Origin of the sequence: Paraglaciecola sp. 20A4, from assembly GCF_011378905.1 — a bacterium.
GTDB lineage: Bacteria > Pseudomonadota > Gammaproteobacteria > Enterobacterales > Alteromonadaceae > Paraglaciecola.
Genome location: NZ_WTPY01000014.1, coordinates 16,026 through 37,437, shown reverse-complemented (window position 1 = coordinate 37,437; position 21,412 = coordinate 16,026). Strand labels below are relative to the sequence as shown.

The following is a 21,412-nucleotide window of genomic DNA, read 5'->3' as shown; positions in this document are numbered from 1 at the left end:
TTGATTCTTAATAACGATTCTTTTTCAGTAGCGTGAAGTTATCAAAAACAATGCCGCGAAACAATTGCTTTGAGTCAGCTTCAAGTTCCCCCAGCCAATCCAATGCTGCGTTGTTTAGCCTAGATTGGCTATCGCTACTCGCGCTAGCCAAACCCATAACGCTTGCTATTTTGATTGCGAAAGCTAATCAACAGTTACCGAGATCTTAAGCCCTGCGTTTTTCTTTGCTCATACATCAAACATTCAAAGGCACGCTCAAGCCCAGCGAACGTTTAATCGAGTTTAACGGCTATATAGTGAACACCTTCGTTTGATGATTGTGGCAAAAAGTAAATGTCGTAATATTTAAAATACTGTTGGCCATCTTTGCTAACCGGCTCGGCACCTTTTGGTAGCGAGTCATACGCCTTACCCAATTCATATCCTGTGTCATTAGCGGTCGATTGCTGATATTCCAGCGAATTTTCCACAACTGAGTTATCTTCAGTGACGTATTCGTCCCCCAAGTAAGCAGGCTCGTCAATCACTCGGTAAGCGCCATTATCAAACACATAATAAATGCCTTGAGAAAAATAGTAAGCACTGCCCCTCATAACAAGACGCTCGTACCCTGCAGGCAGATGATTGACCCTGAGCCCAACGGGCGGACGCACCACCTTATAACCTTGCTTGACGTGGCGATAATATAGGCCATCGTGAAAAACAAACGACACACCACCAAAGCGCAAAGAAATACTGTTTACTGGTGCTTTACGCACTAACGCGCCGGTTTTATACACCACCCGTTTCTTTACTACCGGCTTGTGCACCGACGGTGCATGCACAACGTTCTTCTGTATAACCGTTTTATACTCGGGGGAGTGGTGAACGACAGTCTCTTTCACCAGCACTTTTTTATTAACGACTTTCTTGTCAGTGACCTTCTTCACAACCACATCGCCATTATGCCGCTCATTTTTATACTGTGCCTGACTTAGAGGAGATAAAGCACTTAAGCTAATAACCAAGGGTAACAACCATTTTATATTCATAGTGATTCCTTAATAACGATTTTCGTTATGGGTGATATTAGGCCGCAAAACTGAATATAAACTGACTGCAACGCTTTGTGCATACTATTTTACATAAACTTTGTACTTCTTAACGTTTCTTAACTTTCCGTGCCTTTTTTTATTTAACATCAATAACGGTAGCCTTCCACAACAGCAACTTTTTACAACAGCAACTTTCTACAACAGCGAAAATATTCAACATGGGCAAGGTTAATGTCGACGTACGTGCACTTCTTCTTAAAATATGAAGTCACGCCTTTCAAATACGAGCCAGACCATTACTCGCGTTTACATTTCAGCTTTTACGGATTGCACATTGGGTTTTCGTCACCGCGCAATTAGCATCAATCATAAGATATTATTACTTTTTTGTAACAAGTTAATTTACTCTACAGATAAATGGCCATAAATAAGGTGCTCACATGCAGTTAAACGTAAACGGTACATCCCACGACGTGGACGTGGATGATGAAATGCCCCTGCTGTGGGTGTTACGTGATGAACTGAATATCACAGGCCCCAAGTTTGGCTGCGGTATTGCGATGTGCGGTGCGTGTACTGTGCACATAAACGGACAACCTGCACGTTCTTGCTCGATACCTGTAGGACAAGTGTCGGGCCTAGTCACAACCATAGAGGGCTTAGGCACGCCGGATGCGATGCATGTAGTGCAAGCTGCGTGGGTTGAACACCAAGTCGCACAATGCGGTTACTGCCAGCCAGGGCAAATCATGTCAGCGGCGGCTTTGTTGCAAATGAACCCCAACCCTGATGATGAAGCCATTGACCGTGCAATGTCAGCGAATTTATGTCGCTGTGGCACTTACCCGAGAATCCGTGCCGCGGTGAAAACAGCGGCACAAAATATTCGGGAGAAAAATGCATGAGTACATTGGGTAAAATCACTCGTAGAGCTTTCGTTATTGGCTCTGCGGCCATCGCAGGAGGTGTGCTGTTCGGTGTATACAAGTATAAACAGCCCTATCCTAATCCTCTTGAAAAAGGTCTAGCCCAAGGTGATACCGCGCTTACACCTTATGTGCTTATTAATGCTACCGGGGTGACCATCATTGTGCCTCGGGCTGAAATGGGCCAAGGGGTGAAAACCACATTAGCGGCACTAGTCGCAGAAGAATTAGACATAGACGTGCAAAACGTTAAGGTCGAGCACGGAGTGCCGTCAAATGCGTATTTCAACGCTGCGGTATTAGAAGAAGGCGTTCCATTCCCCCCACAAGATGACAGTGCCATGGCAAACATGGCGCGAAATTTTATGCATGTACCGGCAAAATTTTTCGGTGTACAGGTCACGGGTGGCTCGTCTTCTACCGTGGATGCCTTTGAAAAAATGCGCATGGCAGGTGCCACTGCCAGAGAGGCGCTACTATTAGCGGCGAGCGCTAAGTTAAACTTACCGAAAAACACCTTGAGAACCGACAACGGTGAAGTGATTACAAAAGACGGCCAACGCATTTCGTACACTGAATTAGCGAGCTTAGCGGCAAGCATAGAGTTACCTGATGACGTAAAACTCAAACCACGAAGTCAGTGGAAGCAAATTGGTCGTCCTGTTCCCAGAGTGGATATGGTCGAGAAGTGCACCGGTACCGCCACCTTTGGTATTGATGTGTTACAAAACGAAATGCTTTACGCCACGGTTAAAGTCAACCCGAATCTGGGTGCGAAATGCAATTCCTATAAGGCTAATAATGCCGTGAATATGAAGGGTGTTAAGGCGATTTTACCACTGGGAGATATAGGGGTGGCAGTGGTTGCAACCAATACCTGGTATGCGTTTAAAGCCTCAGAAAAAATCGAGTTTGATTGGGCAAAAACCGATTATGCGCAAACAACCGATGCGCTATTTGCATCAGCCATTGCTGCTTTTACAGATGAACATCAAGACAGCCAAATGCGCAGTGACGGTGACGTAGAAGCCATTCTTGGTCAGGCTGGCGATGCGACGATACATCGCGAGTACCGTGCGCCATTGCTTGCTCACGCCACCATGGAGCCCATGAATGCCACCGCATTGATGAAAAATGGCGAGCTTGATGTGTGGGTCGGTACGCAGATGGCCACGTATGCGTTGTCTGAAGCGTCCCGGGTGTCAGGCATAGCAAAAGAAAACATTCGTATTCACACCACGTATTTAGGCGGCGGCTTTGGCCGACGCTTAGAAATGGACTTCATTATCTACGCCGTCATGGTCGCCAAACAACTTGAGGGCACGCCAGTAAAAGTCACCTGGACCCGCGAAGAGGACATGACTCATGACAGTTACCGGCCCTTCGCTGTGGCGCGCTTTGAAGGCGTGACTGACGGCGATAGTGTCAGTGCTTTGGACGTAAAAATATCCTCCCCTTCGGTAATGGAATCGCAAATGAGTCGCTTAGGCGTGTCGATTCCCGGGCCAGATAGCACCATTGTGCAGGCATTATGGGATCAGGCCTACATAATAGAAAACTATCGCGTTACCGGGTATCGCGTGCCCATGGGCATTCCGGTTAGTTCATGGCGCTCTGTGGGCGCTTCGCAAAATGGCTTTTTCAATGAATCAATGATTGACGAGCTAGCCATTAAAGCAAACGCGGACCCCATTGAAATGCGTTTAGGGCTTGTCACCCACCAGCCGACCCGCAATGTATTACAAACAGCAGCAAAAATGGCCAATTGGGGACGTGAAATTCCCCCTAAGCATGGCTTAGGTGTGGCGCTTGTAACCTCTTTCGGCGTGCCAGTAGCTGAAATTATCGAGGTGGTCAATACGCCTCGAGGGATCAAAATCTTAAATGTCTATGTCGTTGCTGATGTGGGTATTGCCATTGATCCACTTAATATCGAGGCGCAATTAATATCAGCGGTTAATTTTGGTTTGGCGGCTGCAATGATGGGCGAAATTACCTTGTTAAATGGAAAAGTGCAGCAGACTAATTTTCACAGTTATGACGCTATTCGCATGCATCAATCGCCTGTGATACACACTAAAATACTTGAAAATGGTGAGCGTATTCGCGGCATCGGTGAGCCAGGCACTCCGCCTGCAGCTCCTGCCCTTGCCAATGCAATTTTCGCCGCCACGGGTATGCGTATTCGTGAAATGCCATTTAACAAACACATTCAATTTGTATAGGAGCGCCACCATGCAAATCAAATCATTCATGCTAAGAGCCGCTGTACTCATTCTGCTACCTGGCTTTTACGCCTTTGCTCAAACTGCGGACAGCCTTGAGCGAACGGATAGCCTTGAGCTGAAAGACAGCCTTGAGCGGAAAGACAGCCTTGAGCGAACAAACAGCCTTGAGGCAGTTAATAGCCAAAATGCAACGCAAGCTTGGAATAAAGTGTATGAAGTATTCTCTCACCCTCGCTGCGCAAATTGCCATGTACCCAAAGACAACCTACCACGTTGGTCAGGCCCCCATTACGGCAAAACCAGCGTGCATGGAATGAATATTTCAGGTGGTCAAAGCCGCATTGGTGTTGAAACAATCATGTGTAGCACCTGCCATGCCCAGAGTAATTCTGATGAGCCTCACGGCCCTCCAGGCGCACCAGTATGGATGCTCGCCCCAGTAGAAATGTTTTGGTGGCAGCAAAGCTCAAAGCAAATTTGCGAGCAGATTAAAGATCCCGCACGTAATGGTGGGCGCACACTTGAAGATGTTGCCCATCATATTGAAGAAGACGAACTGGTACATTGGGGCTGGAGTCCAGGTAAAGGCCGCGAGCCCGCACCCTATTCTGCACAAGAAACCGCCGACTTTGTTATGTTATGGGCCAGCGCTGGCGCACCCTGTCCTGAATAACCCCCAAAGCATATATTCGCTTCTTGCCGTTATTTTTCGCTAAAACTTAAGCAGCGCTAAGCGGATATCTAACATATTTATGCTACCCTATCGCGCGTTAATTTTTCAATATAAGCTGCGCGCATGCAGTATTGAATTCCACCGTAAAATCGCAGCTATAGCTTGCGGAATCAAAAAGGTAAGTACATGAAAGTTATCGTCGCTCTCGTTATTTTAATCGCTATTGGCACAACCCTATGGTTATCCGATCAAGGGCAAATTGAAAATCCAGTTTCTCAAGCACAAGAGTTACCCGTTATCTCTCGTCAGCAAATTTTGACCGCCACTGATTTAGTCGATGGCGTTAAGCAAGCGCTTCAAGAGCATGATGAAAAGGCCATTTCACAATGGCTAGACAAAGCGTTAGCTGTCGCCAAAGAAGCGGACATGTCACAGGAGGACATCAACTATATTGATTCAGATATGGCCAAAAACTTCGTTATTTTTCAGGCCCAGCGCAGTATGTTTAATGATGCAGTAGAACAAGCCTATTACGACTTACTCAACATTGAGGATATCAAAGCTGATTTCCCCCAAGCCCAGGATTTATTTGACAGTGCAGATAAATTAATTGCCGAGCGCGACAAACTCATTGAGAAAATTGCCATTGAATTAGCCAGTGGTGACACACCAACAGACTCAGAGCGCCAAGGCGCACGTCAACAGTGGCTAATGCGCTACGCAGATCAATAATTGCGCCGTGAGTAAAAACACGTTTTAACGATTTAAGAGGTAAACTTGAATGCCAAATTTTGTTATCGAATATAGTGCGTCTTTAGCGCAACAAATCAATGAAAAAACCCTAATGGATAGCGTGTTTGAAGGAGCAAAAAACAGCGGTCACTTTCCGCCTGAGGCCATAAAACTTCGAACTGAAAAGCGCTCTGGCTTTCGTTTATACGGTAAGCAAAAAGACTTTTTACATATTTCTGCACATATTCTGAGCGGCCGTACGGATCAACAAAAAAGTGAAATATCCAATGCTGTGTTATCGGAATTGAAAACACTCGCTTTGAACAGTGTTTTTGTATCCGTAGAGGTAGTAGATATTCACCGGGCAAGTTTTGTAGATTTTGAATACTAGGTCATTACTGGTTTCTAAGAACATTTAAACTGTAGACTCAAAAAAGGCAGACCTTGTCGTTAAATAAGATGGGGCCGCTTTGAGAGCATGAAAAATGGCTAAATTTCTCGACGTTCTTAGATCAGCACGTTTATCAACCAAGACTTGACCGTTTCATAAAATATTAGCCGTCAGTCTATTTGCTAAGTTGGGTCGTTATCTTGCTCTGGGCCTTATTAATAAAAGCACTTTAGGCAACTTTAAGTCGGTGCTCATTGCGGTAAATCACTTCTCACATTCAAGTTTATCAATCAAGACGATTGATTCTTTCAATTATCCCAAGCAAAGAACCTTCCTTACAATAGCCCCATTGTTTGCACAGCCAACATCATATTCGCGCTAGCCAGTTACCTGCATACAAATAAACATAGCGATCAAACCACCGACACTATTCCGTTAATAATATAAGAAGGTCATCATGAAATTCCTAAACGTATCAGCCCCTATTGCTTTAAACAATACAGCGCAGCCTAAGCTAGCACTGATTGCAGAAGGTGGCGGGCAGCGAGGGATATTCACCGCAGGTGTGCTTGACGCTTGGTTGGAAGAAGGTTACGACCCATTCGATATGTTTATTGGTACATCTGCGGGCTCGCAGAACTTAACTAGCTATTTAGCGCGGCAGAAAGGCTATGCCAAACGGCTTATCCGCGGTTTATCGCGTAACAAACGCTTCTTTCAGTTAGGTCGTGGCTTAGTGGGCAAACACATAGTAGATTTAGATTGGTACTTCGACAAAACCACCGAAGCCAATCGAGCGATTGATTTTGCAACTGCCAAGCAGTCATTGGGCGAGAGAGAACTGTTGATTACTGCAACCAATTCACGAGACCGAGCGCCTTACTTTTTAAGCCCAACGGGTGAAAGCCACCAGTGGCGCGAATTGTTAAAAGCATCTAGCGCCCTGCCGTTTCTGTACAAACAAGGTGTGAAACTAACGCCTTGGTTAGACGCTCGCGCAGCCAATGAATCCAGTGCCCCAGACGATACAATCGGGCTAGGAAAAGTACAGCCACAAGCAGATTTTTATCTTGATGGAGGTCTGGCTGCACCATTACCCGTGCGTGAAGCATACAATCGAGGGGCCAGGAAAATAGTGGTGATACGCACGGTCAATGCTCATTTTCAAGCACAATCAGCTTGGGTGCACAAACTCAGATCATTGGTGTGTGTTTCTGGCTATTGCCCCAAAACCATTGATTACTTAGTACAACACGAAAAAGCATATCAACAAGAATTAGCATTTATTGCAAACCCACCATCGGATGTTGAAATAGTGCAAATATTTGCCGATGAAAAACTACAGAGTAAGCTTTTAGGCAGTACAGACAATGACCTTAAACACGACCACAAAGTTGGTGTTGCGGCCGGTAAAGCCTATTTACTTCAACACAACGTTACTGAGCAAAATAAGCGGAGTGAAATAATCAAAGACGATTCAACTCCAAGCGCTTTCAACGAGTACCAGAGTATAACAAGTGCCTTAGTCGCGAAACAACTAGCCAGCAATCAATTGTCTAGACAACAGTCAGCCGCTTCCCAGCGCTTATCTGCTTAAGCTAGGATCATATTTCTTTAATTGCTTTATTTAGCTTTTTATTTAACCACGGGGCTCACCTGATTTTTTGATTTATGCGGTATAAGTAGTGAGTTCAATTTTATAAAAATAGCATTATTCATTGGGAACCTACTGGTGGCTTTGTGCCTATGTAGAATTTGAAAACGTTGATTATATTTATTTTAAGGCCATATATAGCGGCTTAATAATATCGCACTGAATGCATGCTCTTATCGTACAAAGTAAAGCGACGACAAGAGCATGACTTGCTTGGGTAATGAGGTGAATCAACTGTACTGATTTAGTTTTTGAGGTTAAAACATAACAGACCATCCTTGGTTGTTTGAATAACGTTAAGCGTATAAAAACTGCCTTTTGCTACTTTTACGTTGGGTGGTATGTTAAATATTGCCTTGTGGCCTTTCTGAAACTGGCAAACAATTGCCACAACCCTCGCAAAATCCATTTTAAAAAGCTTTTTTAATTAGCCTCCTTCTCGATAAAAAATTTTATTATATAAATTTCAAAGACTTATTTAGCTCCAGTACACCTTTACGAAATCTTTACATTAGTTGGACTTATTCATGCTTTGGTATAACTGATTTTAACCAGCGGGAGCAAGCAATGAGTATAATGTCTATCGGTGGAGGCGTTGATCCGTCTGCCAGTAAGCAAGAACAATCACAACAGCAATTTGATATTGCCGATACCAATCAAGATGGAACAGTAAGTGCGACTGAGTTTATGGAGGCTCTCACTACACAAGACATTGAAAGCACTGATTCTGCTGAGATGTCCAGTAATATGGACCGCAATGGCGACGGTAATTTATCTCAAGATGAGCACAAGAAAGCTGTACACGAACGTGACCAAAAAATGGAGCAAATAATGGCACGTATGGACGGGGAAATCAGTCTATATGGGGAACCAGATGCGAGTAAAGAGTCTCAGTTTGATTCTTTTAAAACCATGTTATCTTCTATCGCTAATGACACTAAAGATCAAGATACAGCAACTCAGCTGAATGATCTGTTAGTGGAATTAAAAAACGATGGTTATTCAAAAGACGGTGTGCGACGTTCAGTTGAATTAATGAATAAAGTCGCCCCGCCGATCAATACCTCCGCATAAAAAAGTGACGTGTCCGTAAATGCTATTTTATCTGATAAAACATCAACTGCACCTCTAAACCCTTAGTTGATGTTTTAGCTTACGGCACTAGCTGATCAGCTATGGCATTGCATCATTAATATATAACCCGAAATGAGCATGGTTATTCATTGCCGAATAAGCCCATCCTTCGATTGCAGAGATAAATTCAGCTAAAAAATAAGTGAGCTATCGTTTCCTCAGGAAACGTTTCGTTGTGAGGGATCCTTCTTAAAGTCACCGATTAACTTATGGGGGTCAACTATTGCGCGCTGCTCCCTCGCGGCTTGAGCCCACCAAACCATCTGTTTGATTGTTCGGTCAAAATAGTCAAACCAAGAGTCTTGATCCACCCCAGCTTGGGCAGAGCCGTTAGCGTTGAAAACGTCTTGCGCCTTGGGCACATGTATCATTGCTGAAACGGGTAAGCAGCCAAGCTCTGATAAATACGTTCGCATCCCGATAGCTGCGCGCATGCCGCCCCATTGCCCTGCTGAATAGGTGGCAATTGCGCTTGGCTTATAAGCAAACAAAGAGCTGCCAAAATGGTTCAAAAGATTAGCCAACGCAGGACTCATTGAGTGGTTATATTCTGGGCTAACCATAATAAATCCATCAGCACTTGCTATCTTTTCCGCTAAATTATCGAGTTCACGAGGCACCTTACTTTTGGGATAGGCGAAGTGAGGTTTAAAGATAGTTTCAAGGGGATAATCTAAAACGTCAATTAACTCTATTTCATGCTTGTCATATCGGCTTTTAAGACTTGCCAAAATCGCCTTGGCTACCCGAACTCCCAAGCGTGCAGGCTTCGGGGGGGTACTGTCACGCGCCGTGCCCAAAAAAACTAAGAATTTCATATTAACCTCGACTTGCTGCTAGATAGGATGAGTAACGTTTCCAATATGATAGCGGTATTGTATGTGTCTCAGCCATAGTTTGATTGTTATATATCATTTGTTGCCCCCTCCTTTGAAATTTCACCAAAAATTTTCTGTCCATCGATTCTATTTGCATACCAACAGAATAGGTGATGATTCCACTCGGACATGTATAAGGATGCTACCGATGAACAAAACTGATTCGGGTTGTCAAAACAAGAACCAAACTGCATTTGCGTTTATCATGGCCGAGTGAGAATGCCTTTTGGTATATCGAACCATTTCCGGTTTTTAATCACATATTCAGGCGTATTAAAAAAATGCTTACTCGTTGACGCTATGACCGTTCACTCAGTGGCTTCATTTTGCGGTGTTATTAGCTATTCAATGGTGGCGCAATCTTTAATAGACTTCACGACAGGCTGTTTTGGATATTAAACAGGAAAGCAAATTAGTTAACTCGATTTCGAAGCGTGAACTTTATGTTGAGTCAGTGATAGGCGCGACTAAGCACCTAAAAGCTCAATGAAATACGCCATAAAAAAAGGTTAGCGTGGAAGCTAACCTTTTTAAACTTTGCGACGCTTATTATATCAGAGCGTTTTATTGCGCTCTCTGGCGTGTAAACTCTTCGCCTTTAACGACTTTTTTATAGCCTGTCCAGCTGGTTTCATTTGGACGGTCATCATCGGTTGGAGGGGGCGTTTTGTATTTAGGAGCATGTTCGTTGATAAATGTTTTCATTACTTCTCCCATATCATCAAAACTTTCAACCTTGCGCCCCGCGGTATGTATATAGATAGAGCCTTCACGTCCGCTCATCATCATAAAGGGTAGCCAATCGGAAATACGTACCCAACCTACGTGCACATCTGCGGTATCTTTGTCATTGCTTGTGAGGCTATCCAGATCGCCAGAGAAGTTAAATAGCTCAGAGGCATGATATACGCCGCCTACTTGCTTCTGGTAATCGCCACCTAGGTCATTATGATAAAAAAGTGGAACTGGGAAGGTCATCCACCAGTAGTCACCGTTGATGTCTCCGCCAAATTTTTGTTTCCAAGGTGACGCACTACCGTCTTCGTTTCGTGGGAAGCTAGGAGGCTGATTAACAGGATCGTTTAACACATGATGCACATCAACGATTTCATTGGTCCACGGGTTTTCCCAGGTATCTAATGGCTTACCCGTTTTTTTATCGGTATAGAGTAAAATCTCACGTGTCACTAAACGGTAGGCTTTACCTTTTTTACCACCGTCTACCGTGCCACAGGTACGTACATTCATGCCTTCAACATTAAAAATATGTTTGTCTACTTCGCCTTGACGACGTGAAAAAACCTTGCCTTTCCACCAATAAAATACCGGCTTATCATCAATGGTTGAACATTGAATTTTACGCATTGCGGTATTGGCGCCCTCAGGCGTATTTAAATCAATTTTTGTGGCGGCAAATGCACTGCTAAAAGAGGCACTTGCTAGCAAAAGGAGTGATGCTAGTTTACGTATTTTCATGTATTCCATTCTCTTATTTTTGACCTTAGTTAGACTAAGTGATCCCAATTTTAGCGCATTGAGAATTATCAATTAGCACCTATGATTTTCCACACACCGGTTGCTTGTAAAATAATGTTTTTATTAGTGAATATTTGTCCTTGTGCAAAAATAACGCTTCGGGTTTTACGCACCACGCTGCCGACGCCATACAACACGTCGCCCTCTTTACCTGCGGCAATCAAATTACTGTTTAAGTTGATTGTAGCAAAACGAATGTCATGGCCTATTTCATCCCCAATAGCGCGATAGATAATATAGTCGGCAAACGCCAGTGTTACCCCTCCGTGTACCACCCCTTCAGGATTAAGATGATGAGCCTCAATTTTCAGTGCACGGTGCATAACACCCTCGATTTTTTTCTCAAAAAATGGCCCCATATGCGCCGAAAAACCATCCTGCTTTTGGCATTGGACAAAGCTACTATCAAATTCAATATTCGTCATTATAAAAACCTTGCTGGACGCTTTTCGGTAAAGGCCGCAGCGCCTTCTTTAAAATCATCGCCGTGAAATGCGTTATCAAATACGCCTTGAATAGCTAATGTTTCGGCTTCATTAGTCGTTAGCGCACATATATGAGCTAACGAGCGCTTCGTTCCACTGACTGAATACGCGCTGACGTTGAGTATCGCTTGCACTAAGGTATCTGTGGTTGTATTTAAGTCAGTTCTTGTTACAACGTGATTAACCAATGCCCATTGAGCAGCCGTTGCGGCATCGATTTTTTTGCCCAAATACAATAACTCTTTGGATCTAGGTAAACCAACTAAGTCCACTAAGCGTTTAGTATCCGCCACACTGTATAACAATCCTAATTTTGACGGCGTAATGGCAAAGCTAGCCTCAGTCACTGCGACTCTGAAATCACAACACATGGCCAATCCCATACCTCCACCAACACAGACGCCGTTTATCTTGGCAATAGTGGCAAAAGGCAGTGCTGCTAATTTTTGCTGGGCTGCTTGCACAACGTCGTTGCTAGCGGCAAATGCCTGTGGGTTACTTAACATGCTTTGCAATTCAGTTATATCAGCGCCAGCACAAAATGCTTTTTCCCCTGCTGCACCAAGCACTAAAACTCGCACTGCCGGGGACTCAGCGAGGGAATCGCAAGCATCTGCAATGGCTTGCCACATATTTTGCGTTAACGCGTTGTATTTCTCTGGCCTGTTAAGGTTTAAATAGGCGACTTTGCCTTTAATATTCAAGGTGACTGTTGACATAAATCAATAAGCTCCGGTGTCGGTATAGCGCAAGGTTGCGTTGTGCGATGCGTTACGCCAAATTATCATCTATTCGTCGTAATTTTAAATTGCGATTTGGCAATTGTCCCATAACAAAGAGCACAATATGAGTGATCCCCTTTTAGGTCCTGTCGTCGGCGCAACGTTGTTAGCGCCTCATCTTAAATTTTCCAGTCATTCATACCAGTCGGGCATGGGTTACACCTTGGTGAGCGAAGACATCGTCACCCAAAAAATGTGCGATTTGTGGAACGCCCCTGCTCTGTTGAATAACCCAATGCATATATTAGCTGCCGCTAACGGCCACGCTTGGTTGCGCATTATAGAAGACAGAAACAGCACTTCAACTACCCCTTTAAAAACGCAAGGCTGGATGGCCCTAGAAGTGAACGTAGCGAACGTAGACGTCATCCGTAAAGAGATTGATACCACCGTATTTAAAATAATCGGCGAACCCGCTTATTTACAAATCAGCGATGCCATTAAAGCTATGCAGGTCATTGGCCCCTGTGATGAAGTAAGCTATATCACGCAAATCGATAAGCCAGTGCCGCCTTTTAACCTGCCCATGACTCAAGCACGCACGGGCAGTTTGTTTATTCCTGTACTGTGTACTCGTAATCGCGATGCTAGCCTCGCCTTTTATGAGGCGTTAAATCAGGTTACAGGCTTAAAATTTGATACCAAAGTTACGGTATTAAATAATGCTTGGGGGCACGACATTGAACACCAATACCCTGTTGCCACCCTGCAATTGGCGGGTAATTGCTTATTTGAAATTGATCAGGTAACCAACGCACAGCTCAGCGTGCTCAATAATGACTCTTTGCCCTCAGGCATTGCGATGATCACGTGTATGGTGGATAACATTGAGTTTGCAGCAAAACGGCTTAAATTGCCCATTCACCATATAGACAACGCTTACTACCCCAGCGCAAAAGTCATTTTAGCGACCGGTCCGGCAGGTGAGTTAATCGAATTACTTGAGCGCCCCGTTAGCTAAGCGCCTTTATAGCGAATCAGTATCACCATAAGCAAAAGGGCCAAATCACCTGGATTGGCCCTTCTTGCTTAAGAACGATATTTGCATTGTTTATCCCGGTGTCGTTCGTCTGGGACTAATCAAATGAAGTTGATACGCTCATAGCATAGCGTTTACTCACTTATCAGTAAGTGTTCATCACATAACGTTCGCTTAAAACACACCCCTTCTTTAAACCAGTGCCACGTTCTGGCTCTATGTTTTTTATCAGCACCCATTACAATGCTTTCGTAAAACCAAGCACCAGGTTCGTCTTTACGTTCTAGTTCAAGTAAAAATATATTTGGGCTGGCGACCCAACCATAGCCCTTAAACGTTTCTGTATCCCAGTATATTTTGTTGTGCTGAATAACACCGTCAAACGCCACGTTGAATACTCGCCCATCATCCCAGGTAAATTGATTTCGTTGGATATAAACCACCGGACCTTCTTCAGGAAATACACATTCAACCTGACTTTTATGAAAATCTAAGGTTTCACCTTGGGTATTAATGTGCCGGTATGTTCCTTGCCATATGCCTGCGTGTTCAAGTACCGCTGGCATAAGTTTACTAAGGGGATTGCTCATGAGACATCCTCAAGAAAAAAAATAATTTCATTTGCCACATCCACAGGATACGCGTCTAAAAATCCCGCTCCCCAGTGCATATAGTCTTTGCGTAGACCATTTTGCAAATACTCATCAACCCGTTTGCTGTGCTCGTGCATATCATCATTTAAATTCATCACGAATAATGGTTGAGATAGTTGTTTTATGTTTTCAATATAGCGTTTAGCATGCTGAAAAGCGGCCATGTGCCCCCATTCGTAAGCGTCACCAAAACGTAAATTTTCTGCCATGGAATCGGCGCACATCTGCAAAGTCATACCGGGGCCGCGATGCTTGAGAATACGTTGCCACATAATGATAAATCGCGTACCCGCTTCATCAATTGGCAAGGGAGCATACTTATCGCAAAACAGCTGAATTTCCTCCTCTTGAAAAATCGGCGCAGCAATATTAATAACCTTGTTAATCCGTAAAGGGAATTGCCGAGCAGCACACACCGACACCATACATCCAGTATGATACCCCACTAAATCAGCTAGTTTAATATTGAGATGATCGAGTACTTGCCACATCGCTCGGGCGTAGTTTTCAATCGTCGCCTGAGATTCATCATGGGGTAAGCTAGACTCGCCGTACCCTGGATAGTCAATGGCTATCACCAGCCGATCTTTGGCTAAAAACGGCATAATGTATTGATATGAACGACTCGATTTAGATACCATATGCAAACACACAATAGCAGGTTTAGCCGAAGCCTTACCTGCCATACGGTAATGTATTTGTCCGAACTGACCATCGGCAAAGTGTCGTGTCACCTTAGGATTGCTCATATTATCCCCCGAGAATGTAAATCTACTTCAAAGAAAACGAATAAAGCCCTTGCGAGCAAGGGCTTATATCAAATTAAAAACGATATTCGAAATCAGCTCCCCAGGTTAACGGGTCGGCCGCATATTGGGTAAAATCTCCTGCAACCGCTGCCCTTGCATAGACTTCATCACTGAGGTTTTTACCCCATAATGCTACGGCCCATTTTTCGCTGTCTGGCTCGTAAGCAATGCGAGCATTGATAATGGTCCCCACAGAAGTAAGCGCATGTGATGGCGCATTAGCGACTAAACTGTATGAGTCATCTTCAAACGAAAAATCTATACGGCTTGTAATCAAGCCCTCACCGATAGGCATCCTGTGAGTAAAACCAATGGTACCTTTGTAATCAGGTGCATTTTTGAGCTCTAGATCTTTGGCGCATTCGATCGACACTTCACCGTTGCAACTAGGACTTGAACCGTTGTTGGTTAAGCCGCCGGCTTGGGCCAGTGTGAGCTCTTTATATTCAGCATCGATAGTACCTAAGGTAACATTCACCGTTAAGCTTTCAGTTACTTCAAACAGAGCTTCTAACTCAAATCCACTGATTCTCGTTTCGTCCACGTTAAAGCGGGTGAAACCCAGCCCTGGCACAGAGGAAGCTATTTGCAAATTGTCGTAACTATTGTAAAAATACGTTGCGTTTAAACGAAGACGATTATCAAGTAAATCACTGCGTACGCCAACTTCAAACGCGTCTAACTCTTCTTCTTCAACGGGTAAAAAACAGGCGCTTTGAACAGCAAAACAATCCGGTGACCAACCACCGCTTTTAAAGCCAGTAGAGTAAGACACGTAGCCCATCACATCTTTGGTAAACTGATTGTTTAGCGCGATGTTATAAGTAGTATTGCTAAAATCGAGTTGCTCATTACGATTACCACCGCTGATAAGCATCAAGGCATCGATCTCTTTGCTTTCATCGGTATAACGAATACCTGTCGTTAGGGTTAGCGTCTCGTTAAAATCATAAGTGCTTTGCACAAACGCAGCATAGGCTTCCGTTTCAATTCCTAGTTCGGAAGGAAAGACAAAAACCGAATCCATTTGTACATCTTCGGTAAAGTAGTAAATGCCGGTAACAAAATTAAATGCCCCTTCGTAATTAGAACTCAAGGTGACTTCTTGACTGAATTGGTCTTGGTCAGTTTGCTGTGTGTAGGGAAAACCAATCCGACTGGATAAGTCATCTTCCATTTGGCGATAGCCAGTCAGGAAGCTAATGTCGTATTCACCAATTTGACCTTGTACATTTAACGATACGCCGCTGGTTTCAACTTCGCTGCGATAGTCATTGAAACACCCTAGGCTTAAAAAAGCAGCCGGTGTTGCCGCCGAGCAAGTCACACCAGGTACAGGCTCAATGGTGAATAAATTATCATCTGCATCGTGTGCTTCGGCAACACTGTCAGGCACCGGATCCGAATTATCTTTGGTGTAATCAAAAGCCAAGTTCATAGTCCAGTCTTCATTGAACTCGTTGTACAAGGCGATGCGAAATGCTTTGGTGTCTTTCTCACCCGCTTCTGTTCCGGCTTGATCCGCAAAATCACCATTTGGATTAACGGTATGAAAACCGTCTCGTGATTTACTTAATACAGTTGCGCGGATCGCCGCCGTATCCGAAATCCCCAAATTACCGGTAAAGCGCCCGTCTAAACGACCATCACTGCCTACTGTAGCTTTAACTAAACCGTAATTTTCATTTAACTCTGGTGCTTTACTAATGAGTTTAATCGCGCCACCGTTCGAGTTACGTCCATAGAGCGTACCTTGAGGACCCCGCAACACTTCTACTCGTTCTAAATCGACTAAGTCAAATAGCGCACCGACCTGACGACCAACATATATTCCATCGACGTAAACGCCCACAGCAGGGTCAGCAGACACTCGAGATTCATCTTCCCCAACACCACGTAAAAATATCCGTGCACCGCTGGCGGTACCTGTATTAGTCGCAAGACTAATATTCGGAATTTCATATTGCAGGTCCAATACATTAGTGACTTGTTTCAACTCTAAGTCGGCTGCACCGATGGCGGTAACCGCAACGGGGACTTCCTGAATTGACTGAGCACGTCTTTGCGCGGTGACTATAATTTTCTCTAGTTCCTTAGCTTTAGCACCTTCGGTTTTTCCGGCTTCTTGCGCAAAAACAGGAGAAATAGATGACGCTAAGACTGCAGCAATCGCGGTAGCAAGGTACCCCTTCTTTATAAACGTACTCATGATGTCCCCTTTATATTATTTTAATGTCGAATGAGCTTAATGACATATTATTATAACAATAAGCAAAGTCAAGGTTGTAATATTCAAGGAGTAGATACGGGTTGATAAACAACTAACGTATTGATATTTAGGATATTTACCTTATAAATAGCGTTGTAAACTCATGTTTAAGGTAAGTTAACCACTCAGTTTATTGTTGTATTCTTTAGACCAAATAATTCAAAAACTGATAATTTTAATAACGTTTAGATTTATGAAGCGATTAAAAGCCTACTTTAAAAAGGTACTTCAAGTAGGTTAAAGAAGCTTTTCAGAGATATTTATAAACGTAGGATTACTATTTTTAAAAGCACACAGTCGGATATTAAACACGCAAAAAGGGGTGAGGACATCATCGGTAATGTGAATATTCAGTTGGCCCAATCGATCACTTCAACTGCTTCATTATAGTGGCTTAATACTTTCTTATGGACGTAGACCTGTGTCCTTTTAATTATGCGGCCTTGCTGGAAAATTGATGTAGCTCAAGGCTGGCGCTGAAAAATAGCAGATGATAGTTTTCCTGGCTGTTTTTCTGTGAGTAAAGGTTTGGAATATCGCGATCTTCAGACAAATAATTTAACCGTAATAGTTCGATAAATTAATAACTGACACACGGATTAGAGAGACAATATGCGTAACGCTATTTTTCGTCTCGTTTCAGCCAAAAGTTGAGTCTTGGGCCACTGAACCCGAGCTAAAAAAGAAGCCATAACTATCGTGAAAATGTTCAGTGATCCCCTAAAGCCTGAATTAAACGAGGCTATTCAATCTGGCGCTATTGAGTATGCTATTAAGGTTTTTTCAATTGAAGGACCCAAAATAACCCATGATTTACGTGCTGAATTAGTTGAGCAATGCAGTGGGAGCAGTAGGCGAGTTAGTTCGAAACCTAGAAATACCAGTCATGCCCGTTCAGATACTTTAGAAAGAACTATACTCGCTAAATTTGACGTGCATCAAGCAAAAAGTAGCACACCTCCCCTTCTACATTTCTCGGAAATTGTTAATAATAAATAACGATATAGGAACGCAAGCCGTTGAGGGAATATGTTTAAACTACCATGCAAGTTCATTATCTGCTGATATTAAGAAAACCCTCGAACAATATTATCCCGAAGATTTAGCCATAGGTTATGCTATAGGGATAATCGAGGCGCGTTTAGTTTGGTGAAATAATTGTAAGTAATTTCATTTTTACGAGGATACTTATTTGACACATTTAACACGCTAAGTTGAGTATTGTGCAGCCGCATTGTGCGCATAACTCTTTTTAGCAGGTCAGGTCGTAGTAACATTCAACTTAGGAATAAATTTCAATGAGCGATTTACCACATCAATACAAGGTCAAAGCAGCAGGAAAAGCTGTGGGAAATTTGACGACCAGTGCTGAACAATTACCAAATATTGAAGTAGCACCCCCTAAACAGTTCAATGGACCGGGAGACAAATGGTCACCAGAAGACCTTTTAATCGCAGCGGTTTCAAACTGCCTTATTCTTTCATTTAGAGCTATCGCCAGAGCGTCAAAATTAGAATGGATTTCCATTGAATGTGAATCTGTCGGAGAGCTTAATAAAGTAGAGCACAAAGTACAGTTCACCCATGTTATTTCGAAGGTGAAGTTGCTTATACCTGCAAATGAAAACAGCGAAAAAGCTGAAAAATTGCTGATGAAGGCCGAAGGGTCATGTCTGGTTAATAATTCACTTTCATGCGAAACACATATCGAATGCGAAATAATACGAGCCAATGAGTAACGGTTAAATCGGTTTACCGGAGGCGTTTACCCTCCGGTTATTACAATGCGTGCTTTAAAACTATGCTCTACAAACCATTGTGGTACTGAATATTAGTGGACTCTGGCACCATGGTCTTAAGTGAATGATTAATCACTACACTGATATCATTCCCCTTGGCCGAGTCGCTACTAAGGAGCTGTTCAAACTGCCCAATAAGTTGCGCCTTATCAGGAGATTCTTTATCGCCAGCGCCGATATTAGTTAAATCAATCATAAATTCATCAAACAAATCAGCCAGATCGTCAATGATTTCAGTATTTAAGAACTGATCTTGGTTATAGATACTAGGGTAACCAGCTTTTTGTTTATCAATGGCAAACGAATCACCTTTTAAGTTAGTGATGCTAGTAGATTTGTCACAAGAAAGCATACACCCATTGTCTATACGGGGTTTTTCACAACCAACACTTTGTTGAAAAAAGCATTGTCTGCTTGCCATCAATAAAATCGGGTGATAAATGCTGTACAGCATTTTAAAATTCTTTGGCCGAGCGATACTGCTGATTTGCTGCTTATTAATTTCATTAGAAATAAACGCGCCACTACAATTAAATCCGTCTTGCATCGCAAGCAATGCATAACTATTGGTAGTGTTTAAAAACGGCCCAGCAATCCACTTTATACCGAGTTCGTAGGCTCTATAAGCAATACCTGTGTTGTTAGTCACGATAAGCGCTGGTTTTACCTGCTGTAAAATATTAAGCGCTACATCATAATCTTTGCCAATTAATACTGACGGAAACCAAGGGATTAATCGTGGGTTATCAAGCAAAAATTTCACGTATTTAGTACAGCCACGCTTGTATGCATCTGGCAACTTAAAGTAAATATCGGCGTCCGTGACATCAGCTAAACTCACGTCGGCTTCGTCACAAATTAGCAACGATAAGTCAGCCCGAGTCTTGGCTTTTTTTGGCGGTAATTTTGCGTGGCGGTCCAATGTGGGTAGTAGGACTTCTGGCAGCACTTTTTGACCACTATTTAACACCCGTGCAACTTCATTCTTAAGTAAGGTTAGCGCCTTAAATGGCATGCTAACATTATCAGCTAATTGGGCAGTATCTAGGGACGTCAAAATGTATGCCGCGTTGTCTAAACTTCTGAAGCGCTTATTGATGGTAGCGTGATCAAGCGGTGCTTTGTCATTTTTCGTTAGCACATCATCGGATTGCAGCACATAGGTATTCGTCGTGGCTGGTGATATAGATGATAGGGTCGACGCTGCTAGTGTGGTTACGGTAACGGTCAACGGCCCCCCTTCTTCGCCAGAAAAAACGAGGTTAAGAGTCAGCTTATCAATGCTCAAATGCTTAATTTTTTGAAAGACCGAGGCAGTAATCTGATCTTTTTCGAGGTTTAAGTTTTGCTCAACCTTATGAATTTGCACAACCGAAATCGCATTGCTTGCCTCAATGGCATGGTTTTTTGAGTTATCTCGTGGGTTTTCAATAAACATTGACTGGTTTAAGTCACCACGTAAAAACGCATTGGAAAAATCTCGGTTAAATACCTTGTATAACCGCTCACCGTCTTGGGTTAACTTACCCGTAGTGATAAAACCATCTATTTGTTTTCGAAAGCTATCAACAACGGTGTGCACATAACTCGCGCCTTTAATCCGCCCTTCAATTTTAAACGAATGCACGCCAGCATTAATTAATGCCGGTAAATCGAAAAAGGCAGAATTGTCTTTTATATTTAATGGAAAGTTATTGCCTGACGGCGTTGTTTCATATTCTTCACGGCACGCTTGACTGCAACGTCCTCGATTACCTGAGTTACCTACACTGGCGGATGTGGAGTAACATAACCCTGAAAATGCGACACATAGTGAACCATGTACGAAGACTTCCGTTAGTACATCATGCTGATGGCCAGTTGCGGCCATATCTGTGATTTCATTTAAGTTTAATTCACGAGATAAATTAACCCGCGACGCCCCAAGCTGCTTAAGAAACGGAATTTGTCCAACGTTATGTGTAGTTAGTTGGGTCGACGCGTGAATATCAAGTGTAGGGAAATACTTTCGCAAAATGTAAAACATACCGATATCCTGCACGATAACGCCGTCTAGCGTGGTATTGCTCAGTTTAGTCAACAGTTTGCTTAAAGATTTAAATTCACGTTCTAAAATCACTATATTTAGCGTTAAGAATATTTGGCATTGATATTCATGCGCTAAACGAATGACGCCAACAAGCTCCTCAAAGGAGAGATTAGACGCGCGGTTACGGGCGTTAAAGGTATCTAAGCCGCAATATACTGCGTCAGCGCCCGCGATGATGGCCGCTTTTATCGCGTCAACATCGCCGCCAGGTGCTAATAATTCAATTTCAGAGTTCATTTATTCAACTTAATTGCCAAGGACTGTATCGGTAATCGTTCGAGATTATTTGAGCGGGGCATTTTACCCGTATAATCCCTCTCTGAATACCGCTAAAATCTGCCCATACAGCAATGGACAACAG

At 43.3% G+C, this 21,412-nt stretch carries 20 protein-coding genes; 10 read left to right on the top strand and 10 right to left on the bottom strand.

The features are described from left to right. Positions 1–7: 7 nt before the first annotated feature. Complete coding sequence (locus GQS54_RS13750) at positions 8–157, bottom strand: hypothetical protein (RefSeq protein WP_166424554.1); 150 nt, start codon at positions 155–157, stop codon at positions 8–10. A gap of 115 nt (positions 158–272) precedes the next feature. Beyond that, on the bottom strand, positions 273–1,031 hold the full coding sequence (locus GQS54_RS13745) for a DUF6515 family protein (protein ID WP_166424553.1): 759 nt from the start codon (positions 1,029–1,031) through the stop codon (positions 273–275). A gap of 443 nt (positions 1,032–1,474) precedes the next feature. Between GQS54_RS13745 and GQS54_RS13740 the strand changes: the two genes are divergently transcribed. From GQS54_RS13740 to GQS54_RS13710, 7 genes are all read left to right on the top strand, one after another. Continuing rightward, positions 1,475–1,939 (top strand): (2Fe-2S)-binding protein, encoded by a 465-nt coding sequence (locus GQS54_RS13740; protein WP_166424552.1) that lies wholly within the window; start codon positions 1,475–1,477, stop codon positions 1,937–1,939. Continuing rightward, positions 1,936–4,185, top strand: a complete 2,250-nt coding sequence (locus tag GQS54_RS13735) for a molybdopterin cofactor-binding domain-containing protein (RefSeq protein WP_166424551.1) — start codon at positions 1,936–1,938, stop codon at positions 4,183–4,185. The genes GQS54_RS13740 and GQS54_RS13735 overlap by 4 nt, the downstream gene beginning before the upstream one ends. Before the next feature lie 10 nt (positions 4,186–4,195). Then, positions 4,196–4,861, top strand: coding sequence for a hypothetical protein (locus tag GQS54_RS13730; RefSeq protein WP_166424550.1), 666 nt, complete (start codon positions 4,196–4,198; stop codon positions 4,859–4,861). Positions 4,862–5,047: 186 nt separating this feature from the next. Then, positions 5,048–5,593, top strand: coding sequence for a hypothetical protein (locus GQS54_RS13725; RefSeq protein WP_166424549.1), 546 nt, complete (start codon positions 5,048–5,050; stop codon positions 5,591–5,593). A gap of 49 nt (positions 5,594–5,642) precedes the next feature. Beyond that, a complete protein-coding gene (locus GQS54_RS13720) occupies positions 5,643–5,984 on the top strand; it encodes a 5-carboxymethyl-2-hydroxymuconate Delta-isomerase (RefSeq protein WP_166424548.1) in 342 nt (113 codons plus the stop codon). Positions 5,985–6,441: 457 nt separating this feature from the next. Further along, entirely contained in the window at positions 6,442–7,581 is a 1,140-nt protein-coding gene (locus GQS54_RS13715; RefSeq protein ID WP_166424547.1) for a patatin family protein, read from the top strand. A gap of 624 nt (positions 7,582–8,205) precedes the next feature. After that, a complete protein-coding gene (locus tag GQS54_RS13710; protein ID WP_166424546.1) occupies positions 8,206–8,712 on the top strand; it encodes an EF-hand domain-containing protein in 507 nt (168 codons plus the stop codon). Positions 8,713–8,930: 218 nt separating this feature from the next. Here the strand turns inward: GQS54_RS13710 and GQS54_RS13705 are convergent, their stop codons facing one another. The 4 genes from GQS54_RS13705 to GQS54_RS13690 form a co-directional block, all read right to left on the bottom strand. Next, positions 8,931–9,590, bottom strand: a complete 660-nt coding sequence (locus GQS54_RS13705) for an NAD(P)H-dependent oxidoreductase (protein WP_166424545.1) — start codon at positions 9,588–9,590, stop codon at positions 8,931–8,933. Between the two features lie 624 nt (positions 9,591–10,214). After that, positions 10,215–11,126: a DUF1838 family protein gene (locus GQS54_RS13700; RefSeq protein WP_166424544.1), complete on the bottom strand. Its 912-nt coding sequence runs from the start codon at positions 11,124–11,126 to the stop codon at positions 10,215–10,217. A 68-nt stretch (positions 11,127–11,194) separates the two neighbouring features. After that, a complete protein-coding gene (locus tag GQS54_RS13695) occupies positions 11,195–11,611 on the bottom strand; it encodes a PaaI family thioesterase (protein WP_166424543.1) in 417 nt (138 codons plus the stop codon). Beyond that, entirely contained in the window at positions 11,611–12,390 is a 780-nt protein-coding gene (locus GQS54_RS13690) for an enoyl-CoA hydratase-related protein (protein ID WP_166424542.1), read from the bottom strand. The genes GQS54_RS13695 and GQS54_RS13690 overlap by 1 nt, the downstream gene beginning before the upstream one ends. A 127-nt stretch (positions 12,391–12,517) precedes the next feature. On the opposite strand from GQS54_RS13690, the gene GQS54_RS13685 reads away from it, so the two are divergent. Beyond that, complete coding sequence (locus GQS54_RS13685; RefSeq protein WP_166424541.1) at positions 12,518–13,414, top strand: hypothetical protein; 897 nt, start codon at positions 12,518–12,520, stop codon at positions 13,412–13,414. Between the two features lie 152 nt (positions 13,415–13,566). Here GQS54_RS13685 and GQS54_RS13680 read toward each other — a convergent pair whose 3' ends face one another. The 3 genes from GQS54_RS13680 to GQS54_RS13670 form a co-directional block, all read right to left on the bottom strand. Then, a complete protein-coding gene (locus GQS54_RS13680) occupies positions 13,567–14,022 on the bottom strand; it encodes a hypothetical protein (RefSeq protein ID WP_166424540.1) in 456 nt (151 codons plus the stop codon). Then, positions 14,019–14,834 carry an alpha/beta fold hydrolase gene (locus GQS54_RS13675; RefSeq protein WP_166424539.1) on the bottom strand — a complete coding sequence of 272 codons (816 nt, stop codon included), beginning with the start codon at positions 14,832–14,834 and terminating at the stop codon, positions 14,019–14,021. The genes GQS54_RS13680 and GQS54_RS13675 overlap by 4 nt, the downstream gene beginning before the upstream one ends. A gap of 73 nt (positions 14,835–14,907) precedes the next feature. Next, positions 14,908–17,103, bottom strand: coding sequence for a TonB-dependent receptor (locus GQS54_RS13670; protein WP_166424538.1), 2,196 nt, complete (start codon positions 17,101–17,103; stop codon positions 14,908–14,910). 759 nt (positions 17,104–17,862) lie between these two features. On the opposite strand from GQS54_RS13670, the gene GQS54_RS13665 reads away from it, so the two are divergent. Together GQS54_RS13665 and GQS54_RS13660 are read left to right on the top strand one after the other, a co-directional pair. Then, positions 17,863–18,162 (top strand): hypothetical protein, encoded by a 300-nt coding sequence (locus GQS54_RS13665; protein WP_166424537.1) that lies wholly within the window; start codon positions 17,863–17,865, stop codon positions 18,160–18,162. 299 nt (positions 18,163–18,461) lie between these two features. After that, positions 18,462–18,902, top strand: coding sequence for an OsmC family protein (locus GQS54_RS13660; protein ID WP_166424536.1), 441 nt, complete (start codon positions 18,462–18,464; stop codon positions 18,900–18,902). 67 nt (positions 18,903–18,969) lie between these two features. Here the strand turns inward: GQS54_RS13660 and GQS54_RS13655 are convergent, their stop codons facing one another. Then, positions 18,970–21,288, bottom strand: a complete 2,319-nt coding sequence (locus GQS54_RS13655; RefSeq protein WP_166424535.1) for a peptidase U32 family protein — start codon at positions 21,286–21,288, stop codon at positions 18,970–18,972. Positions 21,289–21,412: the final 124 nt, after the last annotated feature.

Coding starts and splice junctions, on each gene's coding strand:
- GQS54_RS13655 (WP_166424535.1), bottom strand. CDS start 21,288: ATGAACTCTGAAATTGAATTATTAGCACCTGGCGGCGATGTTGACGCG.
- GQS54_RS13675 (WP_166424539.1), bottom strand. CDS start 14,834: ATGAGCAATCCTAAGGTGACACGACACTTTGCCGATGGTCAGTTCGGA.
- GQS54_RS13720 (WP_166424548.1), top strand. CDS start 5,643: ATGCCAAATTTTGTTATCGAATATAGTGCGTCTTTAGCGCAACAAATC.
- GQS54_RS13730 (WP_166424550.1), top strand. CDS start 4,196: ATGCAAATCAAATCATTCATGCTAAGAGCCGCTGTACTCATTCTGCTA.
- GQS54_RS13690 (WP_166424542.1), bottom strand. CDS start 12,390: ATGTCAACAGTCACCTTGAATATTAAAGGCAAAGTCGCCTATTTAAAC.
- GQS54_RS13750 (WP_166424554.1), bottom strand. CDS start 157: ATGGGTTTGGCTAGCGCGAGTAGCGATAGCCAATCTAGGCTAAACAAC.
- GQS54_RS13660 (WP_166424536.1), top strand. CDS start 18,462: ATGAGCGATTTACCACATCAATACAAGGTCAAAGCAGCAGGAAAAGCT.
- GQS54_RS13715 (WP_166424547.1), top strand. CDS start 6,442: ATGAAATTCCTAAACGTATCAGCCCCTATTGCTTTAAACAATACAGCG.
- GQS54_RS13735 (WP_166424551.1), top strand. CDS start 1,936: ATGAGTACATTGGGTAAAATCACTCGTAGAGCTTTCGTTATTGGCTCT.
- GQS54_RS13725 (WP_166424549.1), top strand. CDS start 5,048: ATGAAAGTTATCGTCGCTCTCGTTATTTTAATCGCTATTGGCACAACC.
- GQS54_RS13705 (WP_166424545.1), bottom strand. CDS start 9,590: ATGAAATTCTTAGTTTTTTTGGGCACGGCGCGTGACAGTACCCCCCCG.
- GQS54_RS13740 (WP_166424552.1), top strand. CDS start 1,475: ATGCAGTTAAACGTAAACGGTACATCCCACGACGTGGACGTGGATGAT.
- GQS54_RS13745 (WP_166424553.1), bottom strand. CDS start 1,031: ATGAATATAAAATGGTTGTTACCCTTGGTTATTAGCTTAAGTGCTTTA.
- GQS54_RS13695 (WP_166424543.1), bottom strand. CDS start 11,611: ATGACGAATATTGAATTTGATAGTAGCTTTGTCCAATGCCAAAAGCAG.
- GQS54_RS13700 (WP_166424544.1), bottom strand. CDS start 11,126: ATGAAAATACGTAAACTAGCATCACTCCTTTTGCTAGCAAGTGCCTCT.
- GQS54_RS13685 (WP_166424541.1), top strand. CDS start 12,518: ATGAGTGATCCCCTTTTAGGTCCTGTCGTCGGCGCAACGTTGTTAGCG.
- GQS54_RS13680 (WP_166424540.1), bottom strand. CDS start 14,022: ATGAGCAATCCCCTTAGTAAACTTATGCCAGCGGTACTTGAACACGCA.
- GQS54_RS13670 (WP_166424538.1), bottom strand. CDS start 17,103: ATGAGTACGTTTATAAAGAAGGGGTACCTTGCTACCGCGATTGCTGCA.
- GQS54_RS13710 (WP_166424546.1), top strand. CDS start 8,206: ATGAGTATAATGTCTATCGGTGGAGGCGTTGATCCGTCTGCCAGTAAG.